At 67.1% G+C, this 17,788-nt stretch carries 17 protein-coding genes; 13 read left to right on the forward strand and 4 right to left on the reverse strand.

Annotated elements, in window-relative coordinates; translation table 11 throughout:
- Window positions 1-67 precede the first annotated feature (67 nt).
- The 6 genes from atpA (at window position 68) to murA (ending at window position 6,299) form a co-directional block, all read left to right on the forward strand.
- The gene (atpA, locus tag ACMX2H_RS00990; protein WP_414958540.1) at window positions 68-1,705 is read left to right on the forward strand and encodes a F0F1 ATP synthase subunit alpha; all 1,638 of its coding nucleotides are present in this window, start codon (window positions 68-70) and stop codon (window positions 1,703-1,705) included.
- Window positions 1,706-1,776: 71 nt separating this feature from the next.
- Window positions 1,777-2,670, forward strand: coding sequence for a F0F1 ATP synthase subunit gamma (locus ACMX2H_RS00995; RefSeq protein WP_136787589.1), 894 nt, complete (start codon window positions 1,777-1,779; stop codon window positions 2,668-2,670).
- A gap of 59 nt (window positions 2,671-2,729) precedes the next feature.
- The gene (gene atpD, locus ACMX2H_RS01000; RefSeq protein ID WP_414958541.1) at window positions 2,730-4,193 is read left to right on the forward strand and encodes a F0F1 ATP synthase subunit beta; all 1,464 of its coding nucleotides are present in this window, start codon (window positions 2,730-2,732) and stop codon (window positions 4,191-4,193) included.
- Between the two features lie 5 nt (window positions 4,194-4,198).
- Complete coding sequence (locus ACMX2H_RS01005; protein ID WP_136787591.1) at window positions 4,199-4,492, forward strand: F0F1 ATP synthase subunit epsilon; 294 nt, start codon at window positions 4,199-4,201, stop codon at window positions 4,490-4,492.
- A gap of 6 nt (window positions 4,493-4,498) precedes the next feature.
- Window positions 4,499-4,930, forward strand: a complete 432-nt coding sequence (locus ACMX2H_RS01010; RefSeq protein ID WP_136787592.1) for a DUF2550 domain-containing protein — start codon at window positions 4,499-4,501, stop codon at window positions 4,928-4,930.
- Window positions 4,931-5,018: 88 nt separating this feature from the next.
- Window positions 5,019-6,299, forward strand: a complete 1,281-nt coding sequence (gene murA / locus ACMX2H_RS01015; RefSeq protein WP_414958542.1) for a UDP-N-acetylglucosamine 1-carboxyvinyltransferase — start codon at window positions 5,019-5,021, stop codon at window positions 6,297-6,299.
- 89 nt (window positions 6,300-6,388) lie between these two features.
- On the opposite strand, the gene ACMX2H_RS01020 is transcribed toward murA, so the two are convergent.
- The 3 genes from ACMX2H_RS01020 to nucS form a co-directional block, all read right to left on the reverse strand.
- Entirely contained in the window at window positions 6,389-6,592 is a 204-nt protein-coding gene (locus ACMX2H_RS01020; RefSeq protein WP_136787594.1) for a cold-shock protein, read from the reverse strand.
- 261 nt (window positions 6,593-6,853) lie between these two features.
- Window positions 6,854-8,083: an N-acetylglucosamine-6-phosphate deacetylase gene (locus tag ACMX2H_RS01025; RefSeq protein ID WP_414958543.1), complete on the reverse strand. Its 1,230-nt coding sequence runs from the start codon at window positions 8,081-8,083 to the stop codon at window positions 6,854-6,856.
- A 52-nt stretch (window positions 8,084-8,135) separates the two neighbouring features.
- A complete protein-coding gene (gene nucS, locus ACMX2H_RS01030; RefSeq protein ID WP_414958544.1) occupies window positions 8,136-8,831 on the reverse strand; it encodes an endonuclease NucS in 696 nt (231 codons plus the stop codon).
- A gap of 105 nt (window positions 8,832-8,936) precedes the next feature.
- Here nucS and ACMX2H_RS01035 point away from each other — a divergent pair, with 105 nt between their 5' ends.
- Window positions 8,937-9,263 (forward strand): hypothetical protein, encoded by a 327-nt coding sequence (locus tag ACMX2H_RS01035; protein WP_414958545.1) that lies wholly within the window; start codon window positions 8,937-8,939, stop codon window positions 9,261-9,263.
- A gap of 7 nt (window positions 9,264-9,270) precedes the next feature.
- Here ACMX2H_RS01035 and ACMX2H_RS01040 read toward each other — a convergent pair whose 3' ends face one another.
- The gene (locus ACMX2H_RS01040) at window positions 9,271-10,575 is read right to left on the reverse strand and encodes an AI-2E family transporter (RefSeq protein WP_414958546.1); all 1,305 of its coding nucleotides are present in this window, start codon (window positions 10,573-10,575) and stop codon (window positions 9,271-9,273) included.
- A gap of 314 nt (window positions 10,576-10,889) precedes the next feature.
- Between ACMX2H_RS01040 and ACMX2H_RS01045 the strand changes: the two genes are divergently transcribed.
- The 6 genes from ACMX2H_RS01045 (at window position 10,890) to ACMX2H_RS01070 (ending at window position 17,733) form a co-directional block, all read left to right on the forward strand.
- The gene (locus tag ACMX2H_RS01045) at window positions 10,890-12,674 is read left to right on the forward strand and encodes a hypothetical protein (protein WP_414958547.1); all 1,785 of its coding nucleotides are present in this window, start codon (window positions 10,890-10,892) and stop codon (window positions 12,672-12,674) included.
- A 75-nt stretch (window positions 12,675-12,749) separates the two neighbouring features.
- Entirely contained in the window at window positions 12,750-13,709 is a 960-nt protein-coding gene (locus tag ACMX2H_RS01050) for a tetratricopeptide repeat protein (protein ID WP_414958548.1), read from the forward strand.
- Window positions 13,710-14,822 (forward strand): NADH:flavin oxidoreductase/NADH oxidase, encoded by a 1,113-nt coding sequence (locus tag ACMX2H_RS01055; protein WP_414958549.1) that lies wholly within the window; start codon window positions 13,710-13,712, stop codon window positions 14,820-14,822.
- 48 nt (window positions 14,823-14,870) lie between these two features.
- Window positions 14,871-15,779: an ABC transporter ATP-binding protein gene (locus ACMX2H_RS01060; protein WP_414958550.1), complete on the forward strand. Its 909-nt coding sequence runs from the start codon at window positions 14,871-14,873 to the stop codon at window positions 15,777-15,779.
- Complete coding sequence (locus ACMX2H_RS01065) at window positions 15,761-17,332, forward strand: transporter (RefSeq protein WP_414958551.1); 1,572 nt, start codon at window positions 15,761-15,763, stop codon at window positions 17,330-17,332. The genes ACMX2H_RS01060 and ACMX2H_RS01065 overlap by 19 nt, the downstream gene beginning before the upstream one ends.
- Before the next feature lie 92 nt (window positions 17,333-17,424).
- Complete coding sequence (locus ACMX2H_RS01070) at window positions 17,425-17,733, forward strand: DUF3039 domain-containing protein (protein ID WP_414958552.1); 309 nt, start codon at window positions 17,425-17,427, stop codon at window positions 17,731-17,733.
- The last annotated feature ends 55 nt before the right edge of the window (window positions 17,734-17,788 follow it).

Below are 17,788 nucleotides of genomic sequence, written 5' to 3' on the forward strand. Positions count from 1 at the left end.
ACTGAAATAAACACCGGTCGTCGCACACCTCGCGATGATCACAAACACAGGAGAGCAGGGACTGCAGATGGCCGAATTGACCATCAACGCCGACGACGTCCGCAATGCGCTGAACGAGTTCGCGGCGTCCTATGAACCCGGAAGCGCCGAGCGGGTCGAAGTCGGCCACGTGACCACTGCCAGCGATGGCATCGCCCGTGTCGAGGGTCTGCCCTCGGTCATGGCGAACGAACTGCTGCGTTTCGAGAACGGCGTGCTGGGCCTGGCCCAGAACCTCGACACCCGCGAAATCGGCGTCGTCATCCTTGGTGACTTCACCGGCATCGAAGAAGGCATGGAAGTTCACCGCACCGGTGAGATCCTGTCCGTACCGGTAGGCGACGCCTTCCTGGGCCGCGTCGTGGACCCGCTGGGCCAGCCGATCGACGACAAGGGCCCGATCGAGTCGTCCGAACGCCGTGCACTGGAGCTGCAGGCTCCGGGCGTTACCCAGCGTAAGTCCGTGCACGAGCCGCTGCAGACCGGCATGAAGGCCATCGACGCCATGATCCCGATCGGCCGTGGCCAGCGCCAGCTGATCATTGGTGACCGCCAGACCGGCAAGACCGCCATCGCCGTCGACGCCATCCTGAACCAGAAGGCCAACTGGGAGTCCGGCGACGTCACCAAGCAGGTCCGCTGCATCTACGTGGCGATCGGCCAGAAGGCATCGACCATCGCCGCCGTCCGCCAGACCCTGGAAGAGAAGGGCGCGCTGGAATACACCACCATCGTGGCGTCCCCCGCGTCCGACCCGGCAGGCTTCAAGTACCTGGCTCCCTACGCCGGTTCGGCCATCGGCCAGCACTGGATGTACGGCGGCAAGCACGTCCTGATCATCTTTGATGACCTCTCCAAGCAGGCTGAAGCCTACCGCGCCGTGTCGCTGCTGCTGCGCCGCCCGCCGGGACGCGAGGCCTACCCGGGCGACGTGTTCTACCTGCACTCCCGCCTGCTGGAGCGTTGCGCCAAGCTTTCTGACGAGCTGGGCGCAGGCTCGATGACCGGCCTGCCGATCATCGAAACCAAGGCAAACGACGTGTCGGCCTACATTCCGACCAACGTCATCTCCATCACGGACGGCCAGATCTTCCTGCAGTCCGACCTGTTCAACGCCAACCAGCGTCCGGCCGTGGACGTTGGTGTGTCCGTCTCCCGCGTGGGTGGCGCAGCACAGGTCAAGGCCATGAAGAAGGTCTCCGGCACGCTGAAGCTGGACCTGGCCCAGTACCGCGATATGCAGGCGTTCGCCATGTTCGCGTCGGACCTCGACGCAGCATCGCGCCAGCAGCTGACCCGTGGTGCACGTCTGATGGAACTGCTCAAGCAGGGCCAGTACACGCCGTACCCGGTGGAGGACCAGGTTGTCTCCATCTGGGCCGGCACCAACGGCTACCTGGACGACGTGCCGGTTGAGGACGTCACCCGTTTCGAGGGCGAATTCCTCTCGCACCTGAAGCACCGCAGCTCGGTGCTGACGACCATCGCGCAGACGAACCTGCTCGAGGATTCCACGGTGGACGAGTTGAAGTCGCAGATCGCCGACTTCAAGCAGGGCTTCTTCGGGGAGGGCGACAGCCGTCTGGTTGGCGCCGGCCGCGAAGAGTACGACGCCCTGGCCGAAGACGAAGTCGCCCAGGAACAGATCGTCAAGCAGAAGCGCTAATTCATCTTCGTTGATCGGGCGGGACCACACCGCGGTCCCGCCCGGCCGCCGAGGACGAGGAAAGGAAGAGTATGGGAGCCCAGATTCGGGTCTACCGCCAGAAGATCGCATCGACTTCGTCGCTGCGGAAAATCTTCAAGGCGATGGAGCTGATCGCCGCCTCACGCATTGGCAAGGCCCGCAGCCGTGTCGCGGCTTCGATGCCGTACGCCAATGCGATCACCCGTGCCGTTTCTGCTGTGGCTTCGCAGTCCGAGATCGACCACCCGCTGACCACCGAGCCGGAGCAGATCCGCCGGGCCGCCGTGCTCGTGCTGACCTCCGACCGCGGTCTGGCGGGGTCGTACTCCGCGTCCGTGCTGAAGCAGGCCCAGTCCCTGACCGAGCTGCTTCACGGAGAAGGCAAGGAAGTCCGTCACTACTTGGTCGGCCGCAAGGCACAGGCCTACTTCGACTTCCGGAACATCCAGTACCAGCAGGTCTGGACGGGCGGCACTGACTCTCCGGAGTTCAGCACCGCCCGCGAGATCGGCGAAGAACTGCTCTCCGACTTCAACACGCCGTTCGAGGACGGTGGCGTGGACGAGATTCACATCGTCTACACCCGCTTCAAGTCCATGGTTGTCCAGGAGCCCGCGGTCATCCGACTGCTGCCGCTGGAGGTTGTGGAAGAAGAGGCCACCGCGGAGACCGACCTGCTGCCGCTGTACGAGTACGAGCCGGAACCCGAACAGGTTCTGAACGCACTGCTGCCGCGTTACATCGAATCGCGCATCTTCGCAGCGTTGCTGCAGGCTGCTGCCAGCGAGCTGGCAGCCCGCCAGCGAGCGATGAAGTCCGCAAGCGACAACGCCACGGACCTGATCGAGAAGTACACGCGTCTTCGCAACAATGCGCGTCAGGCAGAGATTACGCAGGAACTCACCGAAATTGTCGGTGGCGCGGACGCCCTGGCAGCGTCCTGATCAGTCCCTGCAGCAACAGCACACATAAACCACGCCATCGAAACTGAGAAGTGAGAAAGATGACTGCCCAAACCACCGAGCACGGAACCGGTTCCGTCGCCACGGGCGCTACCGGCCGTATCGCCCGTGTCATCGGCCCGGTTGTCGACGTCGAATTCCCGGCGGACGCAATCCCCGCAATGTACAACGCTCTCACCGCTGAGGTCACCCTCAACGGCGAGACCCGCACCATCACCTTCGAGACCTCGCAGCACCTGGGCGACAACCTGGTCCGCGCCATCTCGTTGCAGGCCACCGACGGTCTGGTCCGCGGCACCACGGTGCAGGACGCCGGCACCCCGATCACCGTGCCCGTGGGCGACGGCGTCAAGGGCCACATCTTCAACGTGCTGGGCGAGCCGCTGGACGTTGAAGCCTCCCAGCTGGAGATCTCCGAGCGCTGGCCGATCCACCGCAAGGCGCCGAACTTCGCCGAGCTGGAAGGCTCCACCGAGATGCTGGAGACCGGCATCAAGGTGATCGACCTGCTGACCCCGTACATCAAGGGCGGCAAGATCGGCCTGTTCGGCGGCGCCGGCGTGGGCAAGACCGTGCTGATCCAGGAAATGATCACTCGTGTTGCCCGCAACTTCGGCGGTACTTCCGTGTTCGCCGGTGTTGGCGAGCGTACCCGCGAGGGCAACGACCTCTGGGTGGAAATGGAAGAAGCCGGCGTTCTCAAGGACACCGCCTTGGTGTTCGGCCAGATGGATGAGCCGCCGGGAACGCGTCTGCGCGTGGCCCTGTCCGCCCTGACCATGGCGGAGTACTTCCGCGATGTGCAGAAGCAGGACGTGCTGCTGTTCATTGACAACATCTTCCGTTTCACCCAGGCCGGTTCCGAGGTCTCCACGCTGCTGGGCCGCATGCCCTCGGCTGTGGGCTACCAGCCGAACCTGGCCGACGAAATGGGTGTGCTGCAGGAGCGCATCACCTCCACCAAGGGCCACTCGATCACCTCGATGCAGGCGATCTACGTTCCCGCGGACGACTACACCGACCCGGCTCCGGCGACCACCTTCGCCCACCTGGATGCGACCACGGAACTTTCCCGTGAAATCGCTTCGCGTGGCCTGTACCCGGCCGTGGATCCGCTGACCTCGACGTCGCGCATCCTGGATCCGCAGTACATCGGACACGACCACTACAACACCGCTGTCCGCGTGAAGCAGATCCTGCAGAAGAACAAGGAACTGCAGGACATCATCGCCATCCTCGGCATTGATGAACTGGGCGAAGAAGACAAGATCGTCGTCGCCCGTGCCCGCCGCATCCAGCAGTTCCTGTCGCAGAACACCTACACCGCCAAGCAGTTCACCGGCGTCGAGGGTTCCACGGTTTCCATCAAGGACACCGTGGAAGGCTTCAAGGCCATCTGCGACGGCGAGCTCGACCACATCGCCGAGCAGGCCTTCTTCAACGTTGGCGGCCTGGACGATGTTGAGCGCCAGTGGGCCAAGATCCAGGAACAGACCGGGAAGTAAGGCCTGTGGCTAATAACTCTGCTGAACTGGAAGTTGAGATTGTTGCCGCGGACCACTTCGTGTGGTCCGGCCAGGCAACAATGGTCAAGGCGCGGACCAGCGACGGCGAAATCGGGATCCTGCCGGGCCATACCCCGGTTCTGGCAGTCCTGGCAGCCGGCGAGCTGGCCATCCAGCCGGTGTCTGGTGACCGCATCACCGTGAATGTCGACGGCGGATTCTTCTCCGTGGACAGCAACCGTGTTGTCATCGTTGCAGACAATGCGACGGTTGGCGACGAGGCCACGGCGACCCGCTAGCCGCCGGTGAACGGTCTCGACATCACGTTCGCCATTCTGGCCGCAGTTTTCCTGCTGTTGGTGTTGGCACTGATTGCCTTCGGAGTGCGCCGCTATCAACTGCGGCGCACTCTGGGCACCTTCGACGCCTCCATCGCCATGCTGCCCGGCAGCTGGCAGATGGGGGTTTGTCGTTATACGGACACCCATTTGGAATGGTTGCGGCTGCTGTCGTTGAGTCCCAAGCCGCGCTACAAGTTCCGGCGCAGCTCGCTGGAACTGCAGGGCTGGCGGCAACCGACCGAAGCCGAACGGGCAAAGATCCAGCCCGGTGCGATCGTCGTGATGCTCACGCATGAAAGGCACGATCTGACGATGGCGATGACGTTCGACGTCTACGCAGGTCTGTCGTCCTGGCTTGAAGCCGGACCGGTGATCGGCATCGGCACCTGGCGCTAGATCTGGTCATGACGGCGCGGTTCCCCCGGGAGCCGCGCCGTCAGCCGTTTAACCAGCACAGTCGTGCCACAACCGTAGGATGGATTGCATGGATGAGGTGATCGTGGTGCGCGGGCCCAGCACGCTCAACGGGCGGGTAGAGGTCTCGGGCGCCAAAAACAGTGTCTTGAAGCTGATGGCGGCAGTGCTGCTGGCGGAGGGCCGGTCCACGATCACCAATGTGCCGGACATTCAGGATGTCTGGATCATGTCGGAACTGCTGCGCCGCCTTGGCTGCGTGGTGGACTACGACGTGGACGCTGCCAGCGTCCATATCGACGTTCCGGCCGCACCGGCGCACCAGGCCGACTATGATCTGGTCCGCGCCATGCGGGCGTCGATATCCGTGCTCGGCCCGCTGGTGGCCCGTTGCCACCAGGCCGAAGTGGCGCTGCCCGGGGGAGACGCCATCGGCAGCCGCGGACTGGACATGCACCGGGCCGGGCTGGAGCAAATGGGTGCGCAGATCAGCATCGACCACGGCTATCTGGTGGCGAAGGCGCCGAACGGACTCCACGGCGCCCACCACCGGCTGCCCTATCCGTCGGTCGGCGCCACGGAAAACCTGATGATGGCGGCAACGCTGGCCAGGGGAGTGACGGTGATCGACAACGCCGCGCGGGAACCGGAGATCACCGACATCGCCGACCTGCTGGTCTCGATGGGCGCGCAGATCGAAGGGATCGGCTCGCCCACCTTGGTGGTCACCGGCGTCGAAAGCCTGCACCCGGTGCGCCACAGCACCGTACCGGACCGGATTGTTGCCGGAACCTGGGCCTTCGCCGCCGCGATCACGGGCGGAACCGTGGATGTAGCCAAGTCCAATCCCGGCCATTTGACCGTGGTGCTGGACAAGCTGGCCCAGGCCGGCTGCCGGATAACCCGCCGGGACGACGGCTTCACTGTGGAGGGGCCGCAGCGTCCGGAGCCAATCAACGTGTCCACCCTGCCGTATCCCGGTTTTCCCACGGACCTGCAGCCGTTCGTAGTTGCCTTGAACGCCGTAGCCAACGGGCACGGAATGGTGACGGAGAACGTCTTCGAAGCACGCTGGGGATTCACCGCCGAATTGTCCCGGCTGGGTGCGGTGGTCCGGTTGGACGGGCACCACGCACTGATCAAGGGCGTCTCGCAGCTCTCCGGCGCTCCGGTCGAGGCCAACGACATTCGTGCCGGTGCAGCGCTGGTGATTGCGGGGCTCGTCGCGGAGGGGACAACCGAGGTCCACGGCGTGGAGCACATCGACCGGGGCTACGAGCGGTTCGACGAGCGGCTAAGGGCGCTAGGCGGGGATGCGGTGCGGCTGGGGCCACCGAAGCTGCCGGCCTGACAGCGAAAACAGCAGAACCCCTCCGGAAAGGTCCGGAGGGGTTCTGCTGGCGGTGCGCTGCCGTGGGCCGCGCAGTGCTGAAGCCGAAGCTAGATGACAGTGACGCCGGTGGCCTGCGGGCCCTTGGCGCCCTGGCCGATCTCGAAGCTCACGCGCTGGTTTTCATCGAGCGTCTTGAAGCCGCCCGACTGGATCTCGGAGTAGTGGACGAACACATCTCCGTCAGCCTCGTCCGGAGTGATGAAGCCGAAGCCCTTTTCCGCGTTGAACCACTTGACGGTCCCCTGTGCCATGTAAATCTCCTCATCGTGGAACAGAATCAAGCCGGTACACCTCATACCAGCCCGGTTACTCCGTGGAAGATCCGCACAACTGGGCCATCGGCCGGTCGCTGAGGAGCTTCACACTCGCAACATGTCTTGCGAGCATGAAAAACTCACCTACACAAAGACTGAGTTAAGCATCACATAAGCCACATGGGCGGTCAACGGTACAAAGGGCGATTCAATCTAATATTAAGGAAGAGTTCGATTCGTGACTTTGCCGCCGTCCGGCTAGCGCGGCAGCGGGTCGAGCCAGCGGCCCCCGCGCATCACTGCGGTCAAGGCCAAGCCTGCCGTGGTGACCAGCAGGTCGGCCCTAAACCCGCGGGACAGCGCGCCGGCTTCCTCCGCCAGCCCCAGCACCGCGGCCGGAACGGTGGAGGCGGAGTACACTGCGGTCTCCAGCGGCACCCCGGCGGCAGCCGCAGAACGCACCACGTCCAGGAGCGTCGCCGTGCCGCCCGCCAAGGCTCCGCTGGCCGCCACCCTGGCCACGCCGCCCCTGACGCTCACGTCGTTCGCGCCCAGCACATACCCGCCGTCGCCCAGTCCGGTGGCCGCCATCCCGTCGGAGACCAACAGGATGTTGGCACCGCCCACCAGCTCGTACACGGTCAGCACGGTCTCCGGGTCCAGGTGGATTCCGTCGGCAATGAGTTCGACGGCGGCGCGTCCGGCCGCGGCAGCGCGCAGGCAGGCCGCCGCGGCACCGGGGGCGCGGTGGTGGAGCGGCCGCATGGCGTTGAACAAGTGCGTGACGAGCGGCCGCCGCCGGTATCGGCCGGAGCCGGCGTGTGCCAAGCCAGCCGCCGCGCGGACCAGCGACGCTGCGGCGGTCGCGGCATCGGCGTCGGTATGCCCGAGGGACGGCGTTACGCCCGACGCCGCCAGCAGGTCAACGAGCTCGTCGGCACCGTCCAGCTCCGGTGCGTAGGTCATCGAGACCAGGTGCCCGCCGGCCGCCTCGACGAGTCCGGCGGCGAGACCGGTGTCCGGTGCGAGCAGATATTCGGTGTTCTGCGCTCCGCAGCGTGCCGGGGAGAGGAAAGGCCCCTCCGCGTGGACGCCGGCGAGCAATCCCTCCGCGGTCAGTTTGCCCAGCAGTTGCACGGACTGCAGCATGTTCTCCCGGGGCCCGGCCATGGTGCTGGCCACCACGGTGGTGGTCCCGCTGCGGTGCAGGTACCCGGCGGCCCTCCGGGCGCCCGCCTCGTCGGCGGAGGAGAAGTCGCCGCCGTAGGCGCCGTGGCAGTGGGTGTCGATCAGTCCGGGCAGCAACAGGCTGTCCGCCGGGACATCCACGTGCTGCCAGCCCGCCGGGTCGAAGCGCGAGGCGGGGCCGGCATAGTGGATGCGGTCGCCCTCACAAGCGACGACACCGTCGTCGAGCGTGGTCCCTGATGAGACGATCCTGCCGCGGACGTACTGCCGTGATGGACCGTCCTGCCCGGGGGAACTCATGGTCCGATTCTAGGCCGGGTACTGCCCGGCGGCCGGTGGCGGGGCCGCTGGCTCAGAACAGGCGGGATTCGGCGTCGTCCACGCCGCGCATCTCGTCGTAGTCCAGGGTCAGGCAGTCGATGCCGCGGTCCGTGGCGAGCACCCGCGCCTGCGGCTTGATTTGCTGCGCCGCGAAAATCCCCTTGACCGGGGCCAGCAGCGGATCACGGTTGAGCAGCTCCAGGTAGCGGGTCAGCTGCTCCACGCCGTCGATGTCGCCGCGGCGCTTGAGCTCAACGGCCACGGTGCCGCCCTCGGCGTTGCGGGCAAGGATGTCAACTGGGCCGATAGCGGTCATGTATTCGCGCCGTACCAGCGTGTGGCCCGGCCCGAGGCGGTGGATCTGTTCAGCCAGCAGGCGCTGCAGATCGGCCTCCACGCCGTCTTTGACCAGCCCCGGGTCCACGCCCAAGTCGTGGCTGTATTCATGCAGGTGCTCGTGGATGCTGATCACCAGGCGGTCGTCGCTCTTGGCGTGCTGCACGTGCCAGACCTCCTGGACGCCGGACTCGGCGTCGTCGGCCTCCGGGTCGGCTACGCGCAGCGTGGCCGGCGGGCTCATCCAGTTCAGCGGCTTGTACGAGCCGCCGTCGGAATGGATCAGGACGGAACCGTCCGCTTTCACCATCAACAGGCGGGTGGCCAGCGGAAGGTGGGCGCGGAGGCGGCCGATGTAGTCAACGGAGCAACGGGCAATGACAAGACGCACAGTAGGCCACTTTACCTTCCGCGGGCGGCCGGTTCTGCCGGGCGGCTGGTTCGGCCGGGCAGGCTGGTTCGGCCGGGGTCGCGGCGGTGGGGCAGAATGGATGACATGCCCCGATCCAACCGTCCGCGCCGCCGATCGGGGACGGGCAGCAGCAAATGGACGCGGGAAAGCGACCTGAACCTGGATCGCGCCCGCGCGGGCATCCCCGAACGCCAGAACGCGCCCGACGGCGAATGGAACGTCCGGCGCATCACCGGATCAAACGCCGCCAAGGACTACACCTGCCCGGGCTGCAACCGCACCATCGGCCCCGGAATCGAGCACCTGGTGGCCTGGCGCGCCGACTCGCTGTTCGGCGGCGAAACGGCGCTGGCCGAGCGGCGGCACTGGCACCCGCGGTGCTGGCAGACCCGCAGTTTCCGTTACCGCTGAGCTTCGGTCAGGCGCGGTCCTGCCGCACGATGAAGACGTCCTTGAGCAGCAGCATCACCGATGCCGCCACCGGAATCGCCATCAGCGCGCCCAGCACACCCAGCAGCGAGCCGCCGGCAATCACGGCGATCACCGCCACGGCCCCCGGCACCGCAACAGCCCGCTGCATCACGCGCGGCGACACGAAATAGGCCTCGATCTGCAGGTAGGCAAAGTAGATGACGGCGAACAGCGCCGCCGTCTGCCAGCTCACGGTCAGGGCCACCAGCGAGACGAGCGCACCGGCAATCACCGCACCGATCAGCGGGATGAAGGCCAGCAAAGCGACGACGAACGTCAGCAAGGCGGTGAACGGCACCTGGGCGATGGTCATGGCGATGAAGGCGACCGCCGCATTGATCAGCGCCACGCAGGCCTGGCCGATCACATAGCTGCCCACGCTGCTGCTGATTTCTTCGGACAGGCGCTGCACCTGCCGGCGCTTGGAGCGCGGAGCCAGCCGGTAGGCCCAGATCTTGAGCGCCGGAAGCGATGCCAGGAAGTACAACGTGAGCACCAGCACGATCAGTGCCCCGAACGCACCTTGGAGCACGGCCCCGCCGACGCCAAGGACACCGCCGAAAATGCCGGTGACGTTCTCCGAATTGGCAAAGAACTTCTCCAGTTCCACGTCAATGCGCTCCCGGACCTGGAACTGCTCGTCCACGGACTGGAAGAAGGCCGAATTCAGGAAGTCGTCGACATAGCGCGGGGCGTTGGCCACGATCTGGGTGGTCTGGTTGACGATGGTCGGGATCAGCGTGGAGATAAAGGCGGCCACCAGTCCGGCCAGGATCAGCACCACAATGATGACGCCGGCCGGCCGGGGGAGTCCCTTGCGTTCCAGCCAACGGACGATCGGATCGAGTCCCAGGGCAATGAAGAGCGCGGCCGCGATCCACGCCAGCAGCGCGCCGACGTTGATGAGCACAAAGTAGAGCAGCAGCGCGAAACCGACGCCCACCGTCGCCATGAATCCGAAATGGATCGGATGCCGCGCGGGGGACATGTCGGGGCCAGCCAGACTGCTGGAGGCAGCGGGCGGATCTGCCTCGGGCGGCATCTCGAACCGGACGCGGGGCCGGGCGCGGGGCATGGAAGCTCCGATGCGCCCGAGCGCGCTCAGGACCGCACGCTGGCGTGCTGCCGTCACGGGCGGGGAGGCCGCTGGCTCGGCCGAAGATGCGTCCGGTGAATCGGCGGCAGCCCGGTGGTCTTCGGCATCCGGTCCGTTACCGGCGCCGGGCATCGGACCGTCCCGATGTTCGTTCACGCAGCATCCTCTCTTCCGCCTGCAGCCGCTGAAGCTACGGGCGGGCGCTTCTGTCGCGCGGTAGGCAGCAACGGCGCAGGACGCGGTCAATTCTGAGCGAAAGACTACCAGCATGGCCCGCCACTGCAGCGGATGACACCGGCCGTAGGGGCTTCCTGCGGCCGCGTGCGGAAGCCGGCGCCGCGCGGACCGCAAGACGGTTCGTTACCATAGGGTTATAAAGTTTAACCGACGCCGGGCAACCGCCCCGGCCCTGAACGCCAGGGGCGGACCTGCGGCCCTGCCTTCCTGCACGATCGACGATTGGTATTTTTGTGCGTTTCAAGATTTCCGTGGCCCTGATGGTGATCGGGCTGTTGGCCATCGCGCTGGGCATCGCCCAGCGCACCGTCTGGGCCCCGCCCGAGCGGGCATCTGCCAGCTACACGGCGGAGGGTACCGCTCCGGTGACCGTGATTGAACCGGAAGTCTTCGGCGTCCACGAGGAAGTGGATATCTCGGTGGAGGCCGACGGCGAATTCCTCATGGCCATCGGCCGTGCCGGCGACGTCGACGCCTGGGTCGGGGAGGCAGCGCACACTTCCCTGACCGGCATCGAGGACGGCCAACTGCAGGGGACCGTGACCGAGGGGGAGGCCAAAGTGCCGAATCCCGCCGGCTCCGACCTCTGGGTCAGCGAGGAGCAGGGAGAGGGCAGCATGGAGCACCGTTGGGTGGCTCCGGCCGACGGCGAGTGGTCCATTCTGCTGGCCTCCGACGGCAGCGCCCCGGCTCCGACCAACGTGACCGTCACCTGGCCGAACGACACGTCCGTCCCGTGGTCGCTCGCCCTGATCATCCTGGGGGCCCTGCTGGTGGTGCTCGGCGTGGCGATGGCAGTGGTGTCCCGCCGTCCGAACCGCCAGACGCCGAACAACGACTCGCCGGGCACCGGATCCGGCTCGGGCGGCGGCACCGACAAACGGGCCGTGGCCGGCCCGGCGACCGCGCCGCTGGCCGCAACCGATGCCGCAAAGCCCGGCCGCGCTGACGAAGCCACAACTGCAGGGCCTGGTGCCGAGAATCCGGCAGAGGGTTCCCGCCCCTCCGGCCGCCCTTCCCTGATGGTCCGCCCCGCGCTGGGCCTGCGTGCTGCGGCCGCGGCGGGCACCGCCGTCGTGCTGGCCGCCGGCGCAACCATGCCGGCGCAGGCTGCTCCGTCCCAGGAAGCCGAGGAAGCCGCAGGGTTCCCGGTTGTGCAGGAGAGCCAACTGACGCGGATTATGGATTCGGTAGCGGCGTCGGTGTCGGAAGCCGACAAGGCACGGGACGCCGGCAAGCTGAAGCCGCGCGTCGGCGGAGCGGCCCTGACGGTCCGCGAGGCCAACTACACGGTGCGGGCCGAAAACGGCAAGGCACAGGCTCCGGTTCCGGTGGCGGCCGGACCGATCCTGACCTCGATGGTCAGCACCAGCACGGAGTGGCCGCGGACCGTGGTGACGGTGACCGAGGGCGAAGACAACCCGGTGCCGCAGGTTATTGTGCTCACGCAGCAGGATCCCCGATCGAACTACCGGATGGTGGGCGCGATGCAGATGCTGCCGGGAACCACCTTCCCGCAGGTCTCCACCGAGGGCGGCGGGACACCGGCTGTTCCGCTCGATGCCAAGGACGGCCTGCTCTACTCGCCGCAGGCAGCGGTGAAGATGGTTGCCGAAAACCTGGACAGCGGCAAGCACCAGGGCAAGATCGGCAAGAACACCTTCTCCGACCAGATCCAGAAGATCCAGAAGGACCAGGTCAAGTCCAACAAGAGCGCGGACATCTCCTTCCGCCGCAGCGTCGACAACAAATCGCTGAGCGCGCTGCGCACGGCCGACGGCGGCGCCGTGGTGTTCGGCCACATCAAGTCTGTGACCAGGAGCGTGCCGGCCGAAGCCGGTGCCACCGTGGAACTCTCGCCTGAGTTTGCCGCGCTGGCCGGTGACGACTCAACCACCGAAGGCGTGGACGTGACATACAGCGAAGCCGTCTTCCTGTACGTGCCGCCGGCCGAATCCGACGAGACGGTCAACCTGGTCGGGGTGGCCCAGGGCCTGGTGGACGCCAAGCTGAAGTAGCGTCGGCCCGGCCGGGCAGCGTCGCCTGCCGCCGCATAATTCCGGACCCCCGTCGAGACGTATTAGTGTGATGTCATGACCACTCCAACTCCAGAGCAGGGCCCCGGGCCGTCTTCTGTCAGCCTGCGTGGCGCCGTTGACCTGTCGGCGCTGAAAAAGCCGCAGCAACCGGCTTCAGGTGCTCCGGCCGCGGCAGCCGGGGCACCGGGCAACGGCGACACCGCAAGCTACATTGTCGAGGTCAACGAGCAAAGCTTCCAGGCGCTCGTACAACTTTCCGCGCAGGTTCCCGTGATCGTGGAGTTGACTGCAGCGTGGAGCGAGCTGGCGCAGCAGTTGGCCTCCGCGATGGCCGAGGTGACCAATGAGTTCGCCGGCCGGTTTGTCCTGGCGCGGGTGGACGTCGACGCCAGCCCGGGCATCGCCCAGGCCTTCCAGCTGCAGAGCGTGCCCGCCGCCGTCGCGCTGTTGAAGGGGCAGCCGATCCCGCTGTTCCAAGGCGCAGCGTCTGCCGATGAGCTGCGGCAGTTCGTCAACGAGTTGTTGAAGGTGGCAGAGGCGAACGGCGTGACCGGCACCGCCCCGGGCGCAGCTGACGCTCCGGCCGAGGAGGAGAAGCCGCTGCCGCCGCTGCATCAGGAAGCATTCGACGCCATCGAGGCCGGCGACTATGCCCGGGCCGCGGCGGCGTACCAGAAGGCGCTGGCCGAACAGCCGGCCGATAACGAGGCCCGCACCGGGCTGTACCAGGTGCAGCTGCTGGAGCGGCTGCAAGGAGCCGATGCCAATGAGCTGCGCCGGGCCGCCGCCGACCAGGGCGACGACCTTCAGGCTCAGCTGGCCGTAGCCGACTTGGACGTGTCCGGCGGCCACGTCGAGGACGCGTTCGCGCGGTTGGTCGGCTTCATCAGTCGGCATGCCGGAGACGAACGGGAAGCGGCCCGCGCGCGACTGGTGGAGCTGTTCGATGTGGTGGGCAGCTCCGACCCACGGGTCTCCAAGGCACGCCAGGCGTTGGCCCGGGCGCTCTTCTAGATGGCGCAGAGTCCTGCTGGCGGCCTGTTTGAGCCGATCCGGCTGCGCGGCATGCCGCTGGCCCATCGCGGCTGGGTGGCGCCCATGTGCCAGTACTCGGTTCGCCGGGACGATGCGCCGGGCATGCCAAATGACTGGCACCTGATGCATCTGGGCCAGTTCGCCGCCGGCGGCGCGGCACTGATTCTGACCGAGGCGACCGCGGTCAATGCCATTGGCAGGATCAGTCCACAGGACACCGGCATCTGGACCGACGCCCAGGCGCAGACGTGGAGCCGGATCATCGAGTTCGTGCACCGCTACGGTTCGGCGGACACCAAGATCGGCATCCAGCTGGCCCATGCCGGGCGCAAGGCCTCGACCTACCCGCCCTTTGCCCGGGAATCCGGATCCGTGCCGCACGCCGAGGGCGGCTGGCGGGCCGTTGCCCCGACCACCGGCGCCTTCGGCCGCTACGACGCGCCGTCGGCGCTGGATGAGGCAGGCATCCGGCAGATTGTCTCCGATTTCCGCGACGCCGCGGCCCGCGCGGTCTGGGCGGGGTTCGACACCATCGAGATCCACGGCGCCCACGGCTATCTGCTGCACCAGTTCCTGTCCCCGCTGATCAACACCCGCACCGATGAGTGGGGCGGCTCGGCGGCCAAGCGTGCGCGCCTGCTGCTGGAAGTAGTGGACGCGGTCCGCGGCGTGATTCCGGATGCCATGCCGCTGCTGCTGCGCGTCTCTGCCAGCGACTGGGCGGACGGCGGACTGGAACCGGAAGCGGTGGCCGACGTTGTCTCCCAGGCTGCCGCCCGGGGCGTGGACTTGGTGGATGTGTCCAGCGGCGGCGCGGTACACGGCGTGAACATTCCGCTGGGCCCGGGCTACCAGGTGCCCTTCGCTGCCGCTATCCGCCGTCAGACCGGCGTCCCGACCGGCGCCGTCGGGCTCATCACGACGCCTGCGCAGGCCGACACGGTCATCAGGGACGGCTCGGCCGACGCCGTACTGCTGGCCCGGGCCGCGCTGCGCGACCCGCACTGGTGGCAGCGCGCCGCCGTCGAACTGGGGCATGACTTGGCGTGGGCGCCGCAGTACGAGCGTGCTGCTGTGACGGAGAATTATTAGTCCTTGCGGATGATGCCCGCGCGGACGCCGCGTTGTTAGCGTGGCGGTATGACTTCGCACCCATCACAGCCTCCGGTCCAGCAGCCGGACAACCAGAATCCCGGCCAGCCTCCGGCCGTCGGTGCCCCTGCCCCAGGCCCCGCCGCCGGCGCCCAAACCCCCGCGCAGCAGCCGGCCGCTCCGGCCTACGGCGCCCAAGCTCCCGTGCCGGCGTTGGCCGTGCGCGGCCTGGCCAAGCGCTTCGGTGAGAAGATCGCCGTCAACGGCGTCAACCTGGACGTGCCCGCCGGGTCCTTCTATGGACTGGTCGGCCCCAACGGCGCCGGCAAGACCACCTCGCTCTCCATGGCCACCGGACTGCTGCGGCCAGACTACGGCCAGGTCTGGGTGCACGGGGTGGATGTCTGGGCCGAACCGCTGAAAGCCAAGCGGCTGATGGGCGTGCTGCCCGACGGCGTGCGGCTGTTCGACCGGCTGACCGGCGAGCAGCTGGTCACCTACGCCGGATTGCTGCGCGGCATGGACCGGGAGACGGTGGCCGCGCGCGTGCCGGACCTGCTGCGGGCAATGGACCTGACCAACGACGCGGGAACCCTGGTGGTGGACTACTCCGCCGGCATGACCAAGAAGATCGCCCTGGCCACGGCGCTGATCCATGCGCCGAAACTGCTGGTGCTGGACGAACCGTTTGAGGCCGTGGACCCGGTCTCCGCCGCGAACATCCGCGACATCCTCCACGACTATGTGGCCTCCGGCGGAACGGTGATCGTTTCCAGCCACGTCATGGACTTGGTCCAGCGCATGTGCGACCACGTGGCGGTAATCGCCGGCGGCAACGTGCTGGCCGCCGGCACCGTGGACGAGGTCCGTGACGGTGCCAGCCTGGAAGAGCGGTTTGTCCAGCTGGTCGGTGGCCGGACCCAGGCGGAGGGGCTCGAGTGGTTGCGCACCTCGTAAGACTGAAGCTGACGCTGCTGCGCAACGGCTTCAAACGCAGCCCGTGGCAGCTGGTCGGCGTGATCCTCGGCGGCCTCTACGCCGTCGGCGTGCTGGCACTGCTGATCGCCGGAATGTTCTTCCTCAGCTACACCGAGCCGGAGATGGCGCGCATGGTGGTGGTGCTGGGCGGATCCGCCGCGTTCCTGGGTTGGGCACTGATCCCGATGATGGCCACCGGCGTGGACATGACACTGGACCCGGCCCGGTTCGTCACCTTTGCCGTGCCCATGCGGCAGCTGCTGCTGGGACTCGCCATCGGAGGCCTGGTGGGCATCCCGGGCGTGGTCACACTGGTGGCAGCGCTGGGACATGCGGCCGCCTGGTGGCAGCATCCGGCAGCGCTCGTGGCCGCGGTGCTGTGCGCGGGGATCGCCACGCTGACCTGCGTGGTGCTCTCCCGCGTGACCACCTCGGCATCCACTACTTTGGCGAGTTCGCGCCGGTTCAAGGACCTCAGCGGGGTCATCGGCATCATTCCGCTGGTGCTGCTGGGCCCGATCACGATCGGCATCACCGAAGGGTTCCGCAGCTCGCAGGACTTCCTGCCGTCGCTGACCGAGGGCCTGGCCTGGTCGCCGCTGGGTGCTGTCTGGGCCGTCCCGGGCGACCTGGCGCTGGGCAACTGGGGTGCCGCCGCGGGCCGGCTGCTCATCGCGGTGGCCTTCCTCGCGGTGATGGCCTGGCTGTGGAAGCTGAGCCTGGCCCGCGCCCTGGTGACTCCGCCGTACAATGCGGTGTCCCGCAAGGCCGGCGGCAAGCTGGGCTGGTTCTCCCGGATGCCCGGCACCCCGGCGGGCGCAGTGGCGGCACGGGCACTGATCTACTGGTTCAAGGACCCGCGCTACGGCGCATCGCTGGTGTCCATTCCGCTGATCCCGGTGGCCGTCTTCTTCGGCCTCTCGCAGGCCGGTGACTTCACCTTCATGCTCTGGCTGGGCCCGATGATCGCCTTCCTGCTCTCCTTCGGCATTTCCGCCGACATTGCCTACGACAACACAGCCTTCGCGCTGCACGTCACCACCGGCGTGAGCGGCCGGGCCGACCGGATCGGGCGCGTCGTGGCCTGCGCGGTGATCGCGCTGCCGGCCACCGTGCTGCTGACCGTGCTGCCGTTCGTCTTCATCGGCGAATGGCACTTGCTGGCCCCCGTCTCCGGCGTGGCGCTCGGAATCCTGTTGACCGGGCTGGGACTGTCCAGCGTGGTGTCGGCCCGTTACACCTACAACGTGCCGCTGCCGGGCGAAAGCCCGTTCAAGACCCCGCCCGGGTCGACCGCCCGGATGATGCTGGTCCAACTCGGTGGCCTCGGCGTGCTGGGTCTGCTCGCGCTGCCCGAGATCGTGCTGGCGCTGATCGGCGTGTTCACCGGCGAGGCGCTGTGGGGCTGGCTGGCCCTGGTGGTCGGCGTCGTGCTGGGAGCGGTACTGCTGGTGGTCGGCATTGTGCTGGGCGGCCGCTGGTATGACAGCCGCACGCCGGAACTGCTCCAGGCTGTGGCTAAAAACAAATAGCCGGCCAACTCGGCTGCTGTGGCAGGCGAGGACGACGGCGGAGGCTGCCCTCCGCCGTCGTCCTTCCTTTTTCAGGGGTTAAGATGGGTGGCATGAGTCTTCCCCCGGATCCTTTCGAAAACGACCCCCGCGCGCCGCAGACCCCGGGCGGGTCCACGGCGACGATCGAGCGTGAAGAACTCCGCGAAGAGCTTGAGCCAGGCGACCGCGAACGCTTTGCGCACTATGTCCGCAAGGAAAAGATCATGGAGTCGGCACTGTCCGGCGAACCGGTGATCGCCCTGTGCGGTAAGGTCTGGGTGCCTGGTCGCGACCCGAACAAGTTCCCCGTCTGCCCCGACTGCAAGGCCATTTATGACGGCCTGCGCCCCGGCGGCGACGATTCCGGCAAGAAGAAGTAGCGCTCCCACCCACCCGAAGCGGGCGCGTTCGGCGTCCGCTTACGCTGCCCCCTGC

Source organism: Arthrobacter sulfonylureivorans (assembly GCF_047607445.1).
GTDB lineage: Bacteria > Actinomycetota > Actinomycetes > Actinomycetales > Micrococcaceae > Crystallibacter > Crystallibacter sulfonylureivorans_A.

What these genes read in the sequence shown, in the direction of transcription:
- atpA (WP_414958540.1), top strand. Translation starts at nt 68, where the DNA reads ATGGCCGAATTGACCATCAACGCCGACGACGTCCGCAATGCGCTGAAC.
- ACMX2H_RS00995 (WP_136787589.1), top strand. Translation starts at nt 1,777, where the DNA reads ATGGGAGCCCAGATTCGGGTCTACCGCCAGAAGATCGCATCGACTTCG.
- atpD (WP_414958541.1), top strand. Translation starts at nt 2,730, where the DNA reads ATGACTGCCCAAACCACCGAGCACGGAACCGGTTCCGTCGCCACGGGC.
- murA (WP_414958542.1), top strand. Translation starts at nt 5,019, where the DNA reads ATGGATGAGGTGATCGTGGTGCGCGGGCCCAGCACGCTCAACGGGCGG.
- ACMX2H_RS01020 (WP_136787594.1), bottom strand. Translation starts at nt 6,592, where the DNA reads ATGGCACAGGGGACCGTCAAGTGGTTCAACGCGGAAAAGGGCTTCGGC.
- ACMX2H_RS01025 (WP_414958543.1), bottom strand. Translation starts at nt 8,083, where the DNA reads ATGAGTTCCCCCGGGCAGGACGGTCCATCACGGCAGTACGTCCGCGGC.
- ACMX2H_RS01035 (WP_414958545.1), top strand. Translation starts at nt 8,937, where the DNA reads ATGCCCCGATCCAACCGTCCGCGCCGCCGATCGGGGACGGGCAGCAGC.
- ACMX2H_RS01050 (WP_414958548.1), top strand. Translation starts at nt 12,750, where the DNA reads ATGACCACTCCAACTCCAGAGCAGGGCCCCGGGCCGTCTTCTGTCAGC.
- ACMX2H_RS01055 (WP_414958549.1), top strand. Translation starts at nt 13,710, where the DNA reads ATGGCGCAGAGTCCTGCTGGCGGCCTGTTTGAGCCGATCCGGCTGCGC.
- ACMX2H_RS01060 (WP_414958550.1), top strand. Translation starts at nt 14,871, where the DNA reads ATGACTTCGCACCCATCACAGCCTCCGGTCCAGCAGCCGGACAACCAG.
- ACMX2H_RS01070 (WP_414958552.1), top strand. Translation starts at nt 17,425, where the DNA reads ATGAGTCTTCCCCCGGATCCTTTCGAAAACGACCCCCGCGCGCCGCAG.